The following is a 16,518-nucleotide window of genomic DNA, read 5'->3' on the forward strand; positions in this document are numbered from 1 at the left end:
TAATCTGCATGCTATATTGCCAGCCTACCTCTTTGTTTTACATAGGTCTCCGTTATGCTATGTGTGGTTTATAAAAGCCCTAAAAAAGATCAAACTTACCTTTATATCACTAAACGCGATGATTTCTCGCAAGTACCTGAAGCGTTGATGAAAACCTTTGGTACGCCAAACTTAGTAACCATTGTTAACCTTGCCGATAAGCAAAAGCTCGCCATTGCGGATATCGACAAAGTAAAAGCTGAACTCGAAGACAAAGGCTTTTATCTACAATTACCTCCGCCAACTGAAAACCTGCTTGATGAACACAAAGCGCAAATGGATGAGAAAAAGAAACAAGCCAAGGAAGAGGACGCATAACATGATGAAATTATTTTCCGTTAAGCCACTGGTTGCTGCGGTGACAATGACTATTGCGTCATTGGGTGTGTATGCAAGCGATACAGAGCAGGTTGATGACACAAAACCAAGCTACGAACAATATGTTGAGCAGTTAAAAGTCGAGGCATTAGACAAAGGTTTTAGTGAAGCATTTGTTGATAGCGCATTTGCTAGCATGACATTTTACAAGCGTGCAGTTAAAGCGGATCGTAACCAACCTGAGCGTGTTGAAACTTTAGATACGTATTTACCCAAACGGGTGCCGCAATGGAAGGTTGATAGAGCCCGTAAACTTTACAAAGAACACAAAGAGCTGTTGACTGACATTGGCAACAAGTACGGTGTTCAGCCGCGTTTTATTGTGGCGCTATGGGGCTTAGAAACAAATTTCGGCAAAATCATGGGTAACTACAGTGTTGTTTCTGCGTTGTCTACTTTAGCCTATGAAGGTCGACGTGAAGCGTTCTTCAAAAAGCAATTGTGGGCTGCTTTAACCATTTTAGATGAAGGGCATATCAGCGTTGAAAACATGAAAGGCTCTTGGGCTGGCGCTATGGGACAGAACCAGTTTATGCCGACGTCATTTTTAAGTTACGCTGTGGATGGTGATGGTGATGGTAAAAAGGATATCTGGGGTAATTACGCAGATGTATTCTCGTCAATGGCTAACTATCTGAAGAAAGAAGGTTGGAACGATGACCTTACGTGGGGTAGACAAGTGAAGTTACCCGAAGGGTTTGATGTTGCTAATGCCATCCCAAAAAATACAGGCAGCCGAAAAAATTGGCTAAAGGCATGGCAAGACTCTGAACGTTCATTAATTGAGTGGCAATCACTTGGTGTACGTCGAATGGACGGTACTGCACTACCTAATGTAGATGTTAAAGCGGCACTCGTCTTTCCTGATGACGAAAATGGGCGAGCATATTTGGCATATGACAATTACAAAAGCTTGATGCATTGGAACTTGTCATACTACTTTGTGAGCTCTGTCGGGCACTTGTCTGATCGAATAAAATTCCCACCGATAAATTAATTATGTTTAATTATCAGCATAAAAGCATTCATGGTGATGCTATTGACCTGCCAACGGGTAAAGCTATTTGCGTAGGTCAAAACTATCACGACCATATCGAAGAAATGGGTAGCGTTGTTAACGGCGAAGCTGTTCTATTTATGAAACCCAATACGGCTTTTTGTGACCTGCTTAAGCCAATTGATATTCCGCTTGATAAAGGGGAGTGCCATAACGAAGTTGAAATAACTGTGCTTATAAAATCGGCACTGACTTGTGCTTCACAGCAAGACGTAATGGATGCGATTTGGGGCTATGGTTTGGGTTTGGACTTAACCCTCCGTGACATTCAAAAGTCGATGAAAACGCTCGGTAGACCATGGGAAAGGTCAAAGTCTTTTGATAAATCAGCACCACTTTCACCGTTTATTCCCGTTGACATATGTAACACCATTGATCACGCAGCATTTAGCTTGCAAGTAAATGGAGAAATGCGTCAGAAAAGTAATACTGAATTGATGATTCGCAATGTTCCATCCTTGTTATCACTTATTAGTCATGAGTTTACGTTGCTTCCAGGAGACGTAATTTTTACAGGCACGCCCAAGGGAGTAGCTGCGCTACACCCTGGTGATGAGTTACAATTAAGCCTAGAAAATTACAATTTTGGAACAAACGTCACAAAGGGTTAGTGATAAAATGAACAAATTCTGGGAAGTTAAATCACTGGCAGAAATGACACGCCAAGAGTGGGAGTCGTTGTGTGATGGTTGTGCAAAATGCTGTTTGCATAAGTTCATCCACGATGAGTCGGCCAGTGATGAAGATGAGTTTACGCCGACAGACCATATGGAAGAAGGTGAGCAAATGGTTTACTCCAATATTGCCTGCCATTTACTCAATGATAAAACCTGTCAATGTACTAAGTATGCACAACGTACCAAGCTAGTACCTGATTGTGTTCAACTTACCCAAGATAATTTAGACGATGTATTTTTTATGCCACCTAGTTGCACCTATCGCCGTATCCAAGAAGGGCGGGGTATCCCTAGTTGGCATCCGTTACTGCATAAGGGTAAGAAGTCAGCAATGCATAAAGCGGGTATGTCGGTTCGCGGCAAAATCGTCAAAGACGATGATGTTTTTGTTGAAGACTTTGAGGACTATATTGTCACCTGGCCGTTAGATGACCTAGATTAACGTGCCGAGGATTAATGGCATGTTGTTACGGTATATTGATGCGGTTACTTTTAGGTATTGTATTTTTTATTGTCACTACGCCATTGATGGCAAAAGAAGTGATTCGATTTGGAAGTTTGATCATTCATGAACGCCATGAGCAAGCTTTCCAACAGTTAATTCAATCGTTCGAAAAAGAACACCCTAACTATCAAGTTCAAATGCGTCGCTTGAGCGGCAGCAGTTTCGACGAACTTAGCAGTAAACTAGACAATTATGGCGCTGAATTGGATGTCATTTCTTGGCACGCAGGTGATCGCCTATCGGTGCTGGCCAAGTCCGGCTTTATTAAGCCGATAGATGGACTATGGCATGATCTTGGTTTTAACCAAAGTTATCCAAGTTCGATAAGGCGCAGTGTTACGGTTGACGGCAAAGTATTCGGTGTTCCTTACCTATACTACCCTTTGGGTTTTTATTACAACAAGGCTACGTTCGCACGATTGGGCTTATCGGCGCCTGTTGATTGGACAAGTTTCATTGACGTATTAAAAATCATTCAAGCTGATGGCGTTTACCCTATTGCTTTTGGCGGAAAAGAATCTTGGCCTGCGGCGGCTTGGTTTGACTATTTAACGTTAAGGCTGTTTGGTGAGGATTTTTATAAGCAAGTAGTTAATGGCGAGGTTAATTTCGAATCCTCCACAGAAATACAGCAGGTATTCACTTTGTGGCAAGCGCTAGTAGAGTCAAAGTTTTTTCTACCAACACATGAGGAAATAAGCAGTAGCAGAAGTTTGCATTTGGTCGCGCGCGAGCATGCTGCAATGACACTCATTGGCAGTTTCTCCTTGAGCCATATCCCCGAAAAAGTACAAGGTAAACTTGGTTATTTCCCTTTTCCTCAAATTATTGAGGATGTACCAACGGTTGAAATTGCGCCAACCACTGTAATGAGCTTGACGACATCTGCTGGTGATAATGAAGCCGCTGAGCTGTTTCTGCGTTATATGACAAAACCAGAACATCAAAAACTATTAGCAAATTCAATGGCGTCATGTTCACCAAATATTAAAGCTATGCAGAAAGACCCTGCACTTGTCATTAAAGGCGCAGAGCAACTTAACAATGCGTCTTCAACAACACAGTTTTTTGACCGCGAGGCGCCGAAAGGGTTTGCGCAAAGTGCCCAGCAGGTTTTTATCGACTTTATTGATCATGGCGATGTGAAAGCCGCACTGCATCAGTTGGAAGTGCATCGCCAGCAACAATTTATTCATCTAGCGCCTTAAGTTCATGCGTGTAGCGCTTACCATTGTCAACATAGTGCTGTGCAGACATGACAAGTAGCTTTTTCGTTTTTTCATCAATAGGCTTTACTATTTTAGCCGGCGAGCCTAGCACTAGTTGACCATCTGGTATTTCCATATGCTCTGTAACTAGCGCATTGGCGCCTATCACACAGTGTTTACCAACTTTAGCGCCGTTAAGCACTACGGCGTTCATACCAATTAGTGTCTCATCGTCAATGCTACAACCATGCAGCATCACTTTGTGACCGACAGTCACGTTTTTACCGATAGAGATAGGTTGACCTTGATCAACGTGTAGCACCGAACCGTCTTGAATATTGCTGTTTTCTCCGATGGCAATATTGTCCATGTCACCGCGTAAAACACAGTTAAACCAAACACTTGCATTAGCAGCGATGGTTACGTTTCCAATCACCGATGCGCTAGGCGCTATAAAGCAACTTTTATCGACTAATGGTGCTAATTCACCCAACTTATAAAGCATAAAAGATACCAGTTTTATTAAGGTTTTGAGTCAGTTTACGTATTTGTTAGAAAAAAGCGAATGGAATAACTACTCTAAAGTGTGTACAAATTCTGTGCAAAAGGTGTTACAACTGTACAAGTGTTGAATAAAATAAAAACAATAAGGTCAACGCGTAGTAAATAATTAATAAAAACAATAAGGTGAGTTATGCAAATAGGGATCCCTAAAGAATCGCTGAAAGGCGAGAACCGTGTTGCTGCTACGCCCGCATCCGTAAAGGCACTTATCGAAAGAGGCTTTGATTTACATGTCGAAAAAACGGCGGGTAAAAAAGCCAGTTTTAATGACAGTGACTATGCTGATGCTGGAGCTGTAATGGCGCAAGCGGACGACGTTTGGCAATCAGACGTTATCTTCAAGGTCAATCCACCGACCTTAGAAGAAGTCGAATCAATGAAAGATAAAGCAACGCTCGTCAGCTTTATCCAACCTGCGCAAAATGCTGAACTTGTAGAAGCACTTCAAAAGAAAGACATTACCACGCTAGCCATGGACATGGTGCCACGTATGACACGCTCGCAGTCACTCGACGCACTGAGTTCAATGGCTAACATCGCCGGTTATCGTGCCGTGATAGAAGCGACTCACCATTTTGGCCGATTTTTAACAGGGCAAATTACCGCTGCGGGTAACTTACCGCCAGCAAAAGTCATGGTTATTGGTGCAGGTGTTGCTGGCCTAGCCGCTATCGGCACCGCAGGTAGCTTAGGCGCAATTGTTCGTGCTTTTGATACGCGTCCTGAAGTGAAAGAACAGATTGAAAGCATGGGCGCTGAGTTTCTTGAGCTTGACTACGAGGAGCCTGAAGATACAGGAAGCGGCGACGGCTATGCAAAAGAAATGAGCCAAGCCTTTATTGATGCTGAAATGGCATTGTTTAGAGAGCAAGCGCAAGACGTTGATATCATCATCACAACAGCGATGATACCTGGCAAGCCAGCGCCTAAATTAATCACAACAGACATGGTTGAGTCGATGAAGCCAGGTAGCATTATTGTCGACTTAGCTGCTGCAGGTGGTGGTAACTGTGAGTTGACCAAACCGGGTAAACTGAGCACGGTGAAAGGCGTAAAAATTATTGGCTATACCGATTTAGTATCTCGTTTGCCGAACCAATCTTCTGCGCTTTATGCTAACAACTTAGTTAACCTCTCAAAGCTTATTTGTCCTGCGAAAGATGGCAATATTGAGATCGACTTTGAAGATCAAGTCATTCGCAATATGACCGTCGTGCATCAAGGAGAAATCACCTTCCCACCACCGCCTATACAAGTGAGTGCTGCACCGGGGGCAAAAGCGCCTTCACTGTCGAGTAAAATTGAAGCGAAGGATGAAGCTCCAGTAGCAGAAGAGAAAAGCAGCAATAAGTACTTATGGATGGCGGGTGCTGGCCTTGTGTTTGGCTGGGTTGCTAGCGTAGCGCCACCAGATTTTCTGCAGCACTTTACCGTTTTTGTTTTAGCCTGTGTTGTTGGCTATCACGTGGTATGGAATGTAACGCATGCACTGCATACGCCACTGATGAGTGTTACCAATGCAATTTCAGGCATTATTATTGTCGGGGCACTACTGCAAGTGGGCAGTGACAATACGTTGGTACAAGTGCTGGCAGGTATTGCGATATTGATTGCAACAATAAACATAGTGGGTGGCTTTTTTGTCACTAAACGTATGCTGAAGATGTTTAGGAAGTAGGGGGCAATCACATGGAATTATCTAACGGTGTAATCACCGCGGCATACATTGTTGCTGCATTACTTTTCATATTCAGTTTAGCTGGCTTAAGCAAGCAAGAAACGGCTCAAGAAGGCAACAACTTCGGTATTGCCGGTATGGCAATAGCGTTATTGGCGACCATTCTAGATCCGCGCGTTGATAATGTTTGGGTTATTGTCGTCACGATGGCGGTTGGTGCCACGATTGGTTTTAGGCTCGCTAAAAAAGTAGAAATGACAGAAATGCCAGAATTGGTGGCAATTCTCCATAGCTTTGTTGGTTTGGCTGCCGTGTTTGTTGGTTACAATAGCTACTATGAAGCCCATGATAGCGCTAGCTTGCTGCCTTTAACTGACATGCAACAAATTGAAATGAACATTCATTTAGTAGAAGTGTTCCTTGGCGTGTTCATCGGCGCGGTAACCTTCACTGGGTCAGTTGTCGCTTTTGGCAAGTTGCGCGGTATTATCAATTCTGCAGCACTGATGCTGCCCCACCGTCACAAAATGAATTTGGGTGCAGGCGTTGTTAGCTTCGCTTTAATGATTTCTTTTGTTAACCAAGGTGGTAGCGACTCAGCATTACTGGTCATGACACTGATAGCATTAGTCTTTGGCTGGCACTTAGTAGCATCAATTGGTGGAGCAGACATGCCAGTGGTTGTTTCTATGTTGAACAGTTATTCCGGCTGGGCAGCTGCAGCAGCTGGCTTTATGTTAAGCAATGATTTGTTGATTGTCACTGGCGCGCTAGTAGGCTCATCAGGTGCGATTCTTTCTTACATTATGTGTAAGGCGATGAACCGTTCGTTCATCAGTGTAATTGCAGGTGGCTTTGGTACAAAAGTATCAGTAGATACTGATAAAGACTATGGCGAACACGTAGAGGTACAAGCGGAGCAAGTGGCTGAAATGCTGAGTAATGCTAAGTCTGTCATTATCACACCAGGCTACGGAATGGCGGTTGCGCAAGCCCAATACCCCGTGTATGAAATGACACAAAAGCTCAAGGAAAAAGGCGTAGAAGTGCGTTTTGGTATTCATCCTGTTGCAGGCCGCCTACCAGGGCATATGAACGTATTACTGGCTGAAGCTAAAGTGCCTTATGACATTGTTTTAGGTATGGAAGAAATTAATGACGACTTCCCTGAAACAGACGTTGTTCTGGTAATAGGCGCGAACGATACGGTTAACCCTGCTGCTAGCGAAGACCCCGGTAGTCCAATAGCGGGTATGCCGGTACTTGAAGTTTGGAATGCCAAGCAAGTTGTAGTGTTTAAACGTTCGATGAACACAGGGTATGCAGGAGTGCAAAACCCATTGTTCTTTAAAGAAAATACCGGCATGTTGTTTGGTGACGCTAAGGCGTCAGTCGAAAATATTTCGAAAGCATTGTAAACAACTACACGTATTTTTATGCTAGCCAAAAAGCCTCAGCAATCGCTGAGGTTTTTACTTTATGCTTCCTTCTATATGGGCCTTAGCTCGATCACGTCACGTAAAGTTGTTTTTGGTATATCAGTAGCGGTATTTTACAAATAAAAATCTGCTAAGCTAGGACAATATTCTGATTATCAATGGTTTAACATATGATTGAACAATGGGTTGGCTTCATTAATGGTTATTTGTGGGGCAGTGTTCTTATCTACTTGCTTACGGGATGCGGAATCTGGTTTAGCTTTAAACTACGGTTAATTCAGCTGCGCTATTTCAAGCATATGTTTAGCCTTCTTAAATCTAGCCGTAACCAATCACCACATGGTATTTCGTCTTTTCAAGCATTGTCTACATCGCTAGCGGCAAGGGTGGGAACAGGTAATCTCATGGGGGTTGCTGTTGCTATTACACTTGGTGGCCCCGGCGCTATTTTTTGGATGTGGCTAATAGCATTTTTCGGCATGGCTACTGCTTATGCAGAAAGTACGCTAGGCCAACTATATAAAGAAAAAGATGAAAACAATAACTACCGTGGAGGACCTGCTTACTACATGAGCAAAGGCCTCAAGAGCAAAGGCTTAGCTATAACGTTTTCGCTGTGTCTTTTCTTTGGATATGGTTTTGTTTTTAGCTCTGTACAAGCCAACTCTATTACTGATGCCTTTGCCGGATCTTTTGGCATTGACCCGTTAATAACGGGCATCGTTATAACGGTGTTAGCTGGTTACATTATTTTGGGCGGCTTAAAGAATATCGCTCGATTTGCAGAGCTTGCTGTGCCTTTTATGGGCGTCGCTTACCTTGCTGTGGCGCTCTTTGTCATTGGTATGAACATCGAACATATTCCTGGTATCGTTGCTAACATTATTAGTTCCGCATTTGGCCTTCAAGAAGCCGGTGGTGGCGTAGTTGGTGCAGCCATTGTGCATGGTGTCCAGCGTGGTTTATATTCAAACGAGGCAGGAATGGGTAGCTCACCAAACGCTGCTGCTGCCGCTGAACCAAACCCACCGCACCCTGCGTCTCAGGGATTTATTCAATCACTAGCGGTATTCTTCGATACCATGCTCGTATGTTCTTGTACCGCGTTCATCATTCTGTTGGCTGACGGCAACGGTGATACATCCATGGGCATACAGATGACCCAGCAGGCGCTAGCATATCAAGTGGGGGATTGGGGTGTAGAATTTATTACACTGGCTATCTTATTCTTTGGCTTTACGTCTATTGTAGCTAACTATGCATATGCAGATAACAACCTTAAATACCTGAATATGGACAATTTGCTGGGTAGGTGGTTTTTGCGCATCGGATTTTTAGCCATGTTGGTGTTTGGCTCTACAGCTTCTCTTCCTGAAGTGATTGCGTTGGCAGATCTATCTACCGGTATGATGACGGTATTCAATGTAATCGCGCTTTTCCTGCTTTCTAAAGCAATCGTATCGGTGACGAAAGATTATCAACAACAAATAAAGAGTGGGAAAATCCCCACTTATCAAGTGGATAAAGACACAGAAAAATCTCTTGGTTTAACTCCTCAAATCTGGCGCAAGTAGCACTATAATTAGAGCAAAGAAATCGTTTTCTTTGCTCTATGCTAAATGTCACTTTACAGCCAAACTATGGTATCGCCATCTTTGAATTTGATGGCGATATTACCGCGCATGATTTTAGCCACGCGTCATCAAAAATAGATGGTTATTTAACGCTAGCCGGAGGACTTAAGGGCCTGATTGTTTGCTCTGAACACTGGCCACAGTGGCAGTCTTACTCTGCATTCACTAGTCACCTTCAATTTATTTTTTCGCATCAACAATACATCAATAAAGTAGCACTTATTTCCGATGATACGAGTGTCGAATTAGTGGGCTCTTTGCTAGGAATGTTGCTTCAGCCAACAATAAAACTTTTCCCTTCAAATGCGTTAGAAGACAGTAAATATTGGATTTTAGAGGATTAAGCCAAAATACTTGCTATAATCGCGCGAAATTTATAGGTGGTAGTGTTTTATGAGTGTTGATGCAATTGGCTTGTCTGAGTCTTTACTAAAAGGTGTTAAAGCGTGTGGTTATAAACAACTGACGCCTATTCAGCAGCAAGCAATACCTGTCATTCGTACGGGTGTGGACATTCTTGCCAGCGCACAAACCGGCACAGGTAAAACGGCCGCGTTTACGCTACCTATATTAGATAAGCTGTCACACAGTGCTGAAGAGGGCGTGCATATACTAAAAGCGCTAATCCTCACACCTACACGTGAGCTTGCTATTCAAGTAAATGAAAACATCCAAGCATACGCTCAATTCATGCCGCTTAAATCAACAGCCATTTATGGTGGCGCTGGCATGGCTAAACAGGAAAAGACTTTAAAGGAAGGCGTTGATATTTTAGTGGCAACACCTGGTCGATTACTTGAACACATGCAACTACGTAATGTTTCGCTGTCGCAAGTGAAGTGTTTAGTGTTAGATGAAGCGGATCGCATGTTAGATATGGGTTTTTTGACCGATATTGAACGTATTGCGTCTTCATTCAAACATAAGCACCAAACACTGATGTTTAGCGCAACTTTTTCCAATAAGGTGAAAACACTTGCTAATCAATTGCTGCATACGCCAAAAACAATCAGTGTAGCCAAACAAAACACAACATCTGGCAAAGTAAAACAAGCAGTTTACTGGGTGTCAGAGGCGCGTAAACGTGAGCTATTGTCTGAGCTAATTGGCGTAAATAACTGGCACCAAGTGATGGTGTTTGCAGGTACACGAGATAGTGCAAATCAGCTTGCAAAAGAACTTAAGTTAGACGGAATTAAGGCTGCGCTTTGTCATGGTGAAAAATCACAAGGTGCGAGAAATAAAGCGTTAGAGCAATTTATTAGTGGTGACGTACGTGTTTTAGTGGCAACCGATGTTGCTGCTCGAGGTCTAGATATTCCGAGTTTGCCGTATGTTGTCAATTTCCACTTGCCGTTTTTGGCGGAAGACTATGTGCACCGTGTCGGCAGAACAGGTCGCGCAGGTAAAAGTGGTACCGCTATTTCTCTTGTAAGTCCAAAAGACGAAAAGTTCTTGGGTAATATTGAGGAATTGATTGGCCGTAGATTCGATAAAATTGTATTGCCCGGTTATGAAATGACAGACGCTGAATATTCAGCCAGTAAGAAAACCATTTCGAATACAGAGAAGAAAAATCGCTATCAAGCAACGCAAGAAAAAAATAGATCCATTGCCAAGAAAAAAACTCAAGTTAAGTCTGGCAAAGCATCTGTAAAAACTAAAAAAGGGCGCGCGGGTAAGCGTCGATAACCTTTGCTTTTTGAAACGATAGACATTCCATTTAAACATCGTCATCAGTGTTGGTTTTGTGGTGAGCCCCATGACGATGTATTTACCTTTCCACATCAAGGCCATATCGTATTGGGCTGTTCTCATCCCACGTTAACAGTTCCCTGTTGCAAGGAATGCAGAGGGTTTGCCTTAAAAGCTAAATGCAACAGCATTTGGCAAGTGCGAGAGCACGTTAAAACTTGCCTTATGAGGGCTTATCGCAAAGATCTGGCTATTGGTATTAATTGGACCAAGGAAGAGCTAGCAAATGCAGGACTTGAAGGTGGCACGTTTGAGAGCTTCCAAAAATGTGCCTGGATGATGTACGAGATAGCCCGAGAACGAGTTAATTTTCCGGGTTGGACAGTTGTTCACGCAGGTGTTGAGGTCGAACACTCGGAATACAGAGCAGAATTTACGTTTGACGGTGTGGTATATCCTTCAGTAGATGAAGCAGTAAGCCACTATGTACAGATATTTGGTATAAGGAAGGAAGTTTTTAGGCAAACACTGGCAAAGGTGGGAATAGAAAACTTTGCCGAAGCGGTAATGTTTTGCCGTATTCATATAGGTGCGACGCCGCAAGAAATTCGAGCGGCACTTCGTCACATATAACCACAATAGTGATTAAACAATTGCCAAGTTACACGGCATATTCATTTTACGACGGTAAAGTGCTTGGTCAGCACGCTCAAAGAAGCTGTGCTCACTGTCAGCGTTATTCATAAATGTTGCGCCCAAGCTACATGTCACTTGATATTTGTTCAAGTAGTCGTTGCTCGCGACGGCTTTATGAATGCGATGGTATAAAACTTCCAATGCTTCTTTGCCTGCTGCTTCAATCAGTACAACAAATTCATCACCGCCAAAACGGAAAAGGCTGTCAGAATCGCGGACACTATCTCGAAGTGCATTGGCAAAGTTAACCAACACTTTGTCGCCAACTGCATGCCCATATGTGTCGTTGATGGCTTTGAACTTATTTAAGTCGGCGACGATTAGGCCTACTTGGCTTTTCTGACGTTTCGCCTGATGCATGGCACGTTTAACTTGCTCGTCATAGTAACGGCGGTTGCCTAATCCTGTAAGACTATCTTGCATTGCCATGGCGAGTGCTCTTTTAAACTGCAACGCATTTTTCAATGGATACAGCAAATAAGTATGTAGTTCTTCTAAAATTTTAGAATGGCTACCAGCGAATTTTGCATTGATGTTATAGGTTAAAGTGCCGAGGGCGGCGCCTTCAACAGCCAATTTGAAATGGCGAGAGAAGTTGCCTTCCCGATGGCCGCGCATGACAACTGTTGCTTCCTCATTTTTAAAGGTGAGGCCGCAAAAGTTTACGTATTTGCTTGCTTCCATGGCAAATTTATTAAGCAGGGCATCCAGCTCTAGCGTGGTTTGCAATTGTTCTAACAAGGCGATCCCGCGTTTGTTGTTCTCAATGTGCTCAGATTCAAATAATCGAAAGGCATTGAAACTAGAGAACTGTTGTTCAAGTAAATTAAGCGTCTGCATACTACTACCCGTTTTCATTGCTAATGAATAAGCGTCAAAACTCTGATGCTAAAAAAGCTTCGCGAATATTAATGCAAAGACTGTGCCTGATAAGACTAGTCAACTTCCTATCTTTTAATTGATTGAAAACTAAGGTATAAGTTTGAATAGGCTATGCTTAGATTGATAGGCATGGCAATTGACCATTTTCTTTCCCTAATTCTACAGTTGTGAGGACGGCGTGACCGGACATATCGAAATACTGGCGATGTTAGCTAGTGCTGTACTAATTGTGTTTATATTTCGAAAGCTGAACTTGCCAGCGATTTTGGCATACTTGGTCGCAGGTATTCTTGTCGGCGAGCACGGACTAGCGCTAGCAAGTGAAGATGTAGACTTGGAGCACTTCGCAGAGCTAGGTATCGTTTTTTTATTGTTCACCTTAGGGCTTGAGTTTTCATTGCCCAAATTAATGGCGATGCGACATTTGGTACTTGCTGTAGGTAGCCTACAGGTTGGTATCTCAATGGCAATATTCATGGCGCTTGCGATGGTATTTGGTCAAAGCTTTGCCAGCGCATTTGTCATTGGCGGTATCTTGGCGCTCTCATCAACTGCTATTGTGATTAGACAACTCAGTGAAACTGGCGCGATGAAGCGCAAATCAGGTCAAATTTCTGTTGCCGTATTACTGTTTCAAGATGTGGCAGTCGTACCGCTCCTTATTATTATTCCGATGCTCGCCCCTAATACAGAGGGCTCATTGGTCTTGTCGCTATCATGGGCTTTAGTCAAAGGTGTCGTTGTTGTCGGTATCTTATTGTTTGTAGGTAAATGGGTGTTACCTAGACTATTTGATCTAGTCGCACGTGTTCGTACTGATGAACTCTTTGTGTTGACTACCTTACTGGTTACCTTGCTTGCTGCCTCTCTTACCCAGTGGTTCGGTTTATCAATGGCGTTAGGTGCCTTTTTAGCAGGGATGATGCTGGGTGAAAGCGAATATAAGCATCAACTAGAAGCCGATATCCGCCCATTCCGCGATATATTGTTAGGCCTCTTTTTCGTCATTATTGGTATGAAGTTAGATATTGGCTTGCTGCTTTCCTCACCGTTAACACTGTTGGCAACGATGTTTGCCTTTATGATGATTAAGGTGCTGATTGTAAAACAGTTAGCAGTGCGAGCAGGAGAGTCGAGTAAAGATGGTTGGGCGACTGGCTTTATGCTTGCTCAGATGGGGGAATTTGGTTTTGTATTGGTAGCACTAGCGACACAAGCGGAACTGCTATCAAACGAAGTAACATCGGTATTGTTAGGAAGTGGGGTTATCAGTATGGCTATTACGCCATACATCGTAAATAATGCGCGCAAATGGGGACGTGTTTTGGCCCGCGAGAAGCCAATAGATAATAGTGAACTTGGCACTTTGCCTGAGGGAAATCAGCAGCTGAAAGATCACGTTATTATTTGTGGTTTTGGGCGGATCGGTCAGACCGTTAGCCGTTTCTTAAAACAAGAACATATTGAATTCGTAGCAATCGATATCGACCCATTGAGAACCCGTAAAGCGAGAGAAGCAGGAGAAAATGTACTGTTTGGTTCGTCACGACAAGCTGAGTTAATGCATGCGGCGTGTCTTGAGCATGCTAAGCTTGTGGTTATTGCATTTGGTGAAGATAAGCAATCTGCCGAGGTTATTCAAAAGGTCCGCTCGATGTCGCCAGATGTGCCTATTCTCGTACGGACCCGAAATGATGACCAGCTTGACATGCTTCAAGCCGCAGGTGCAAATGAGGTAGTGCCCGAAAGTTTGGAGGGGGCATTAATGCTCGTTTCCCAAGTGCTTTCGCTCTCTGGTGTGCCTTTTTCTCGCATTATTCGTCGTGTACAAAAAGAGCGCAAGAATCATTACAACCATTTACATGGTTTCTTCCAAGGTGAGCATACGGACATGAGCCCTGAAGCTATAGACCGTATTGAATTTGCACACGCGATTTTACTGACCAATGACGCATATGCTGTTGGTCATTCGATACGCTCTTTGGAACTGGAAAGTCGCCGAGTGAGTATTATTGCGCTAAAACGCGGTGATGAAGAAATTGAAGAGCCAGATGAAAACACGATTTTAGCAGCGCAAGACACGTTAATTCTGCGCGGTAAACCGCGAAGAGTAGAGAGAACAGAGCGCTACATTCAAGAAGGCGCTTAATTAAAAAAAGGAGCATTATGCTCCTTTTTTGTTCTTTAGTAGCTAGATAGACAGGAAACTTCTAATTTCTGTCTCTTTCTCTAACGCATCCTCAAAGCCTATTTTTATTAAATGACGGCAGAAGTGCTTGTCAAACAATATATAGCTTAGCAAGCTTGATTCTGGTGTATTCTTAACGCCAGCAGATCGCATCAACAACCGAATTGTCATCGGTAAATCGTAATAATAATCTGTGGCGATAGCGTTGAAATCGTGGCTTGGGTTAAGCACGAATGTATCAATATGCTTTAAGTTTTCTTGTTGTTTCCGCTTTTCTTCATCAATGAGGGCTAGTGTGTCATTGATACGATGCAAGCGCTCCAAGTCACTTTGTAGGGTGTCTGTAAATATAGAGTCCAACATATGACCGGCAATAGTACCGACCGTTGGTGGATGCGGGTTGTTCTCTAGCGGGTGAAGCGGTTCTTTAGGTTGCTCTACACCAATAATAAATATGCGTTCTGCGCCAAGATGAATAGGCGGGCTCATTGGCGAAAGCTGATGAATAGAGCCATCACCATAATGTTGATTTCTAATTTTCACCGACGGAAAAACGATAGGTATTGCAGCAGACGCCATTAAATGGTCAATGCTCAGTTGGCAAGGTTCGCCTCGACGTTTGGCACGGAACCATGGCTGGATTTGCTCTGCTGATTGATAGAATGTAATTGAATCACCGGTCGTGTAATTGGACGCGGTAATGGATAAAGCCCGCAAATAGCCGTTCAAAACATTCTTATCTAAGCGATTGAAATCGAGTACATTTCCCAGTAAATCTTTTAGTGGCAGGTTGTCGAGTAAACTGCGTGGGAATTTATTGGCGTAGTCAGCTTGAAAACTAGCAAGGAAGCCTGTAAAAATATTTCCGGCTACGCGATCTGCTCGTGTGTGATAAATACGCTCTACCGACAAATTCTTCCATATGTATTCAAGCTTTTTGACACCTAAGTGAAAGCAAGAGGCGTAACAAGCGAGTGCTGTTGAGTTAATAGCGCCAGCCGACGTGCCGCAAAGGATAGGGAATGGCGTACCATGATTTCTGGGAATAAATGAGGCTATCGCTTGTAATACACCTACTTGATAAGCCGCTCTTGCTCCACCGCCTGTAAGCAGTAGGGCGTTATTACTTCCAATGTATGCTTTTTTGTGAGGCATGTTTACCGCTTATGAATTCACAAAATGTACCTTTGCTGCTCAGTGTAATCGACAAGTGAGCGATGCTCTAGTGTTGAAAACAAAATAACAGCCAATAAAAAAGCCAGCAATGCTGGCCTTTTGATTACTGACTAAAGAATTATCAACTAGTAAAAATTATTACTAACGTCTACCAGAAAATAATTTAGCTGCTAACGCGCGAATTCGCGGCATCAGCAAAAGGTTGCGATCCTGCCTGTAGTGAAGCTAAGTTAGCAGAAACGACTTTCTTCGATAATTTTTTAATCATCAATTCGCCCGTTTTTACTGAATTCTTCGCTACGGCAAACTCCAACAAGTTCTGACCATTACATTGAATACCATCAAAAATACTGCGTATTTTTAATTTGTTCGACTTCAAAAACGAACGCATGCGTTTTTTGTCATCAGCGGCTACATACTCACAAACACTTTGTGCAATGTTGTTAGCTTGTGCCTGAGGTGCTGTGACTACAGACGTTAATGTTAAAGCTGTGATGGTAGAAGCTAGTAATAATTTTTTCATTTTTAATAACCTTGATAATTAAGTTTATATAAAAAGAAAAAACCACTGGAACGTACCTTGATGAGGTAACTCCGCTGTCATAGGCGTCACTGCCCTTAGACCGGTGGCTTTGCGTAGCACACTTTCATGTACCTTGCCTTTTCTTTGTCACCTTAAGTATTAACAAACTTTGTAACGAA

At 43.1% G+C, this 16,518-nt stretch carries 16 protein-coding genes and 1 riboswitch; of the genes, 12 read left to right on the forward strand and 4 right to left on the reverse strand.

All coding sequences use genetic code 11. The features are described from left to right. Positions 1–54 precede the first annotated feature (54 nt). From ACFSJY_RS06995 to ACFSJY_RS07015, 5 genes are read left to right on the forward strand one after another with little or no spacing between them, the layout of a single operon-like run. Entirely contained in the window at positions 55–357 is a 303-nt protein-coding gene (locus tag ACFSJY_RS06995; protein ID WP_386032613.1) for a YcgL domain-containing protein, read from the forward strand. Positions 358–403: 46 nt separating this feature from the next. After that, entirely contained in the window at positions 404–1,414 is a 1,011-nt protein-coding gene (locus ACFSJY_RS07000) for a lytic murein transglycosylase (protein WP_386032720.1), read from the forward strand. Positions 1,415–1,416: 2 nt separating this feature from the next. Further along, positions 1,417–2,085, forward strand: coding sequence for a fumarylacetoacetate hydrolase family protein (locus tag ACFSJY_RS07005; RefSeq protein ID WP_386032616.1), 669 nt, complete (start codon positions 1,417–1,419; stop codon positions 2,083–2,085). Between the two features lie 7 nt (positions 2,086–2,092). Next, positions 2,093–2,593 carry a YcgN family cysteine cluster protein gene (locus tag ACFSJY_RS07010; RefSeq protein ID WP_386032618.1) on the forward strand — a complete coding sequence of 167 codons (501 nt, stop codon included), beginning with the start codon at positions 2,093–2,095 and terminating at the stop codon, positions 2,591–2,593. 38 nt (positions 2,594–2,631) lie between these two features. Next, on the forward strand, positions 2,632–3,864 hold the full coding sequence (locus ACFSJY_RS07015) for an ABC transporter substrate-binding protein (protein WP_386032620.1): 1,233 nt from the start codon (positions 2,632–2,634) through the stop codon (positions 3,862–3,864). Here the strand turns inward: ACFSJY_RS07015 and ACFSJY_RS07020 are convergent. Further along, positions 3,845–4,369 carry a gamma carbonic anhydrase family protein gene (locus ACFSJY_RS07020; protein WP_386032623.1) on the reverse strand — a complete coding sequence of 175 codons (525 nt, stop codon included), beginning with the start codon at positions 4,367–4,369 and terminating at the stop codon, positions 3,845–3,847. The two genes, ACFSJY_RS07015 and ACFSJY_RS07020, sit on opposite strands and share 20 nt — an antisense overlap. A 189-nt stretch (positions 4,370–4,558) precedes the next feature. On the opposite strand from ACFSJY_RS07020, the gene ACFSJY_RS07025 reads away from it, so the two are divergent. From ACFSJY_RS07025 to ACFSJY_RS07050, 6 genes are all read left to right on the forward strand, one after another. After that, positions 4,559–6,106 (forward strand): Re/Si-specific NAD(P)(+) transhydrogenase subunit alpha, encoded by a 1,548-nt coding sequence (locus ACFSJY_RS07025; protein ID WP_386032626.1) that lies wholly within the window; start codon positions 4,559–4,561, stop codon positions 6,104–6,106. Between the two features lie 11 nt (positions 6,107–6,117). Further along, on the forward strand, positions 6,118–7,524 hold the full coding sequence (pntB, locus tag ACFSJY_RS07030; RefSeq protein ID WP_386032630.1) for a Re/Si-specific NAD(P)(+) transhydrogenase subunit beta: 1,407 nt from the start codon (positions 6,118–6,120) through the stop codon (positions 7,522–7,524). Between the two features lie 191 nt (positions 7,525–7,715). Beyond that, entirely contained in the window at positions 7,716–9,119 is a 1,404-nt protein-coding gene (locus tag ACFSJY_RS07035; protein ID WP_386032633.1) for an alanine/glycine:cation symporter family protein, read from the forward strand. Between the two features lie 38 nt (positions 9,120–9,157). After that, positions 9,158–9,523, forward strand: coding sequence for a SpoIIAA family protein (locus ACFSJY_RS07040; protein ID WP_386032636.1), 366 nt, complete (start codon positions 9,158–9,160; stop codon positions 9,521–9,523). Between the two features lie 49 nt (positions 9,524–9,572). After that, positions 9,573–10,871 (forward strand): DEAD/DEAH box helicase, encoded by a 1,299-nt coding sequence (locus ACFSJY_RS07045; RefSeq protein ID WP_386032638.1) that lies wholly within the window; start codon positions 9,573–9,575, stop codon positions 10,869–10,871. A 228-nt stretch (positions 10,872–11,099) separates the two neighbouring features. Then, positions 11,100–11,507, forward strand: a complete 408-nt coding sequence (locus tag ACFSJY_RS07050; protein ID WP_386032641.1) for a hypothetical protein — start codon at positions 11,100–11,102, stop codon at positions 11,505–11,507. A gap of 12 nt (positions 11,508–11,519) precedes the next feature. Here ACFSJY_RS07050 and ACFSJY_RS07055 read toward each other — a convergent pair whose 3' ends face one another. Beyond that, positions 11,520–12,410, reverse strand: coding sequence for a GGDEF domain-containing protein (locus tag ACFSJY_RS07055; protein WP_386032644.1), 891 nt, complete (start codon positions 12,408–12,410; stop codon positions 11,520–11,522). Positions 12,411–12,657: 247 nt separating this feature from the next. Here ACFSJY_RS07055 and ACFSJY_RS07060 point away from each other — a divergent pair, with 247 nt between their 5' ends. Continuing rightward, on the forward strand, positions 12,658–14,601 hold the full coding sequence (locus ACFSJY_RS07060; RefSeq protein WP_386032722.1) for a monovalent cation:proton antiporter family protein: 1,944 nt from the start codon (positions 12,658–12,660) through the stop codon (positions 14,599–14,601). A gap of 42 nt (positions 14,602–14,643) precedes the next feature. On the opposite strand, the gene ACFSJY_RS07065 is transcribed toward ACFSJY_RS07060, so the two are convergent. Further along, complete coding sequence (locus tag ACFSJY_RS07065; RefSeq protein WP_386032647.1) at positions 14,644–15,795, reverse strand: patatin-like phospholipase family protein; 1,152 nt, start codon at positions 15,793–15,795, stop codon at positions 14,644–14,646. A gap of 184 nt (positions 15,796–15,979) precedes the next feature. Continuing rightward, complete coding sequence (locus ACFSJY_RS07070; protein ID WP_386032649.1) at positions 15,980–16,339, reverse strand: DUF3718 domain-containing protein; 360 nt, start codon at positions 16,337–16,339, stop codon at positions 15,980–15,982. Between the two features lie 61 nt (positions 16,340–16,400). Next, a riboswitch (cyclic di-GMP riboswitch) is annotated at positions 16,401–16,487 on the reverse strand. Positions 16,488–16,518: the final 31 nt, after the last annotated feature.

The organism is Thalassotalea euphylliae, assembly GCF_042682785.1.
Taxonomy (GTDB): domain Bacteria; phylum Pseudomonadota; class Gammaproteobacteria; order Enterobacterales; family Alteromonadaceae; genus Thalassotalea_F; species Thalassotalea_F euphylliae.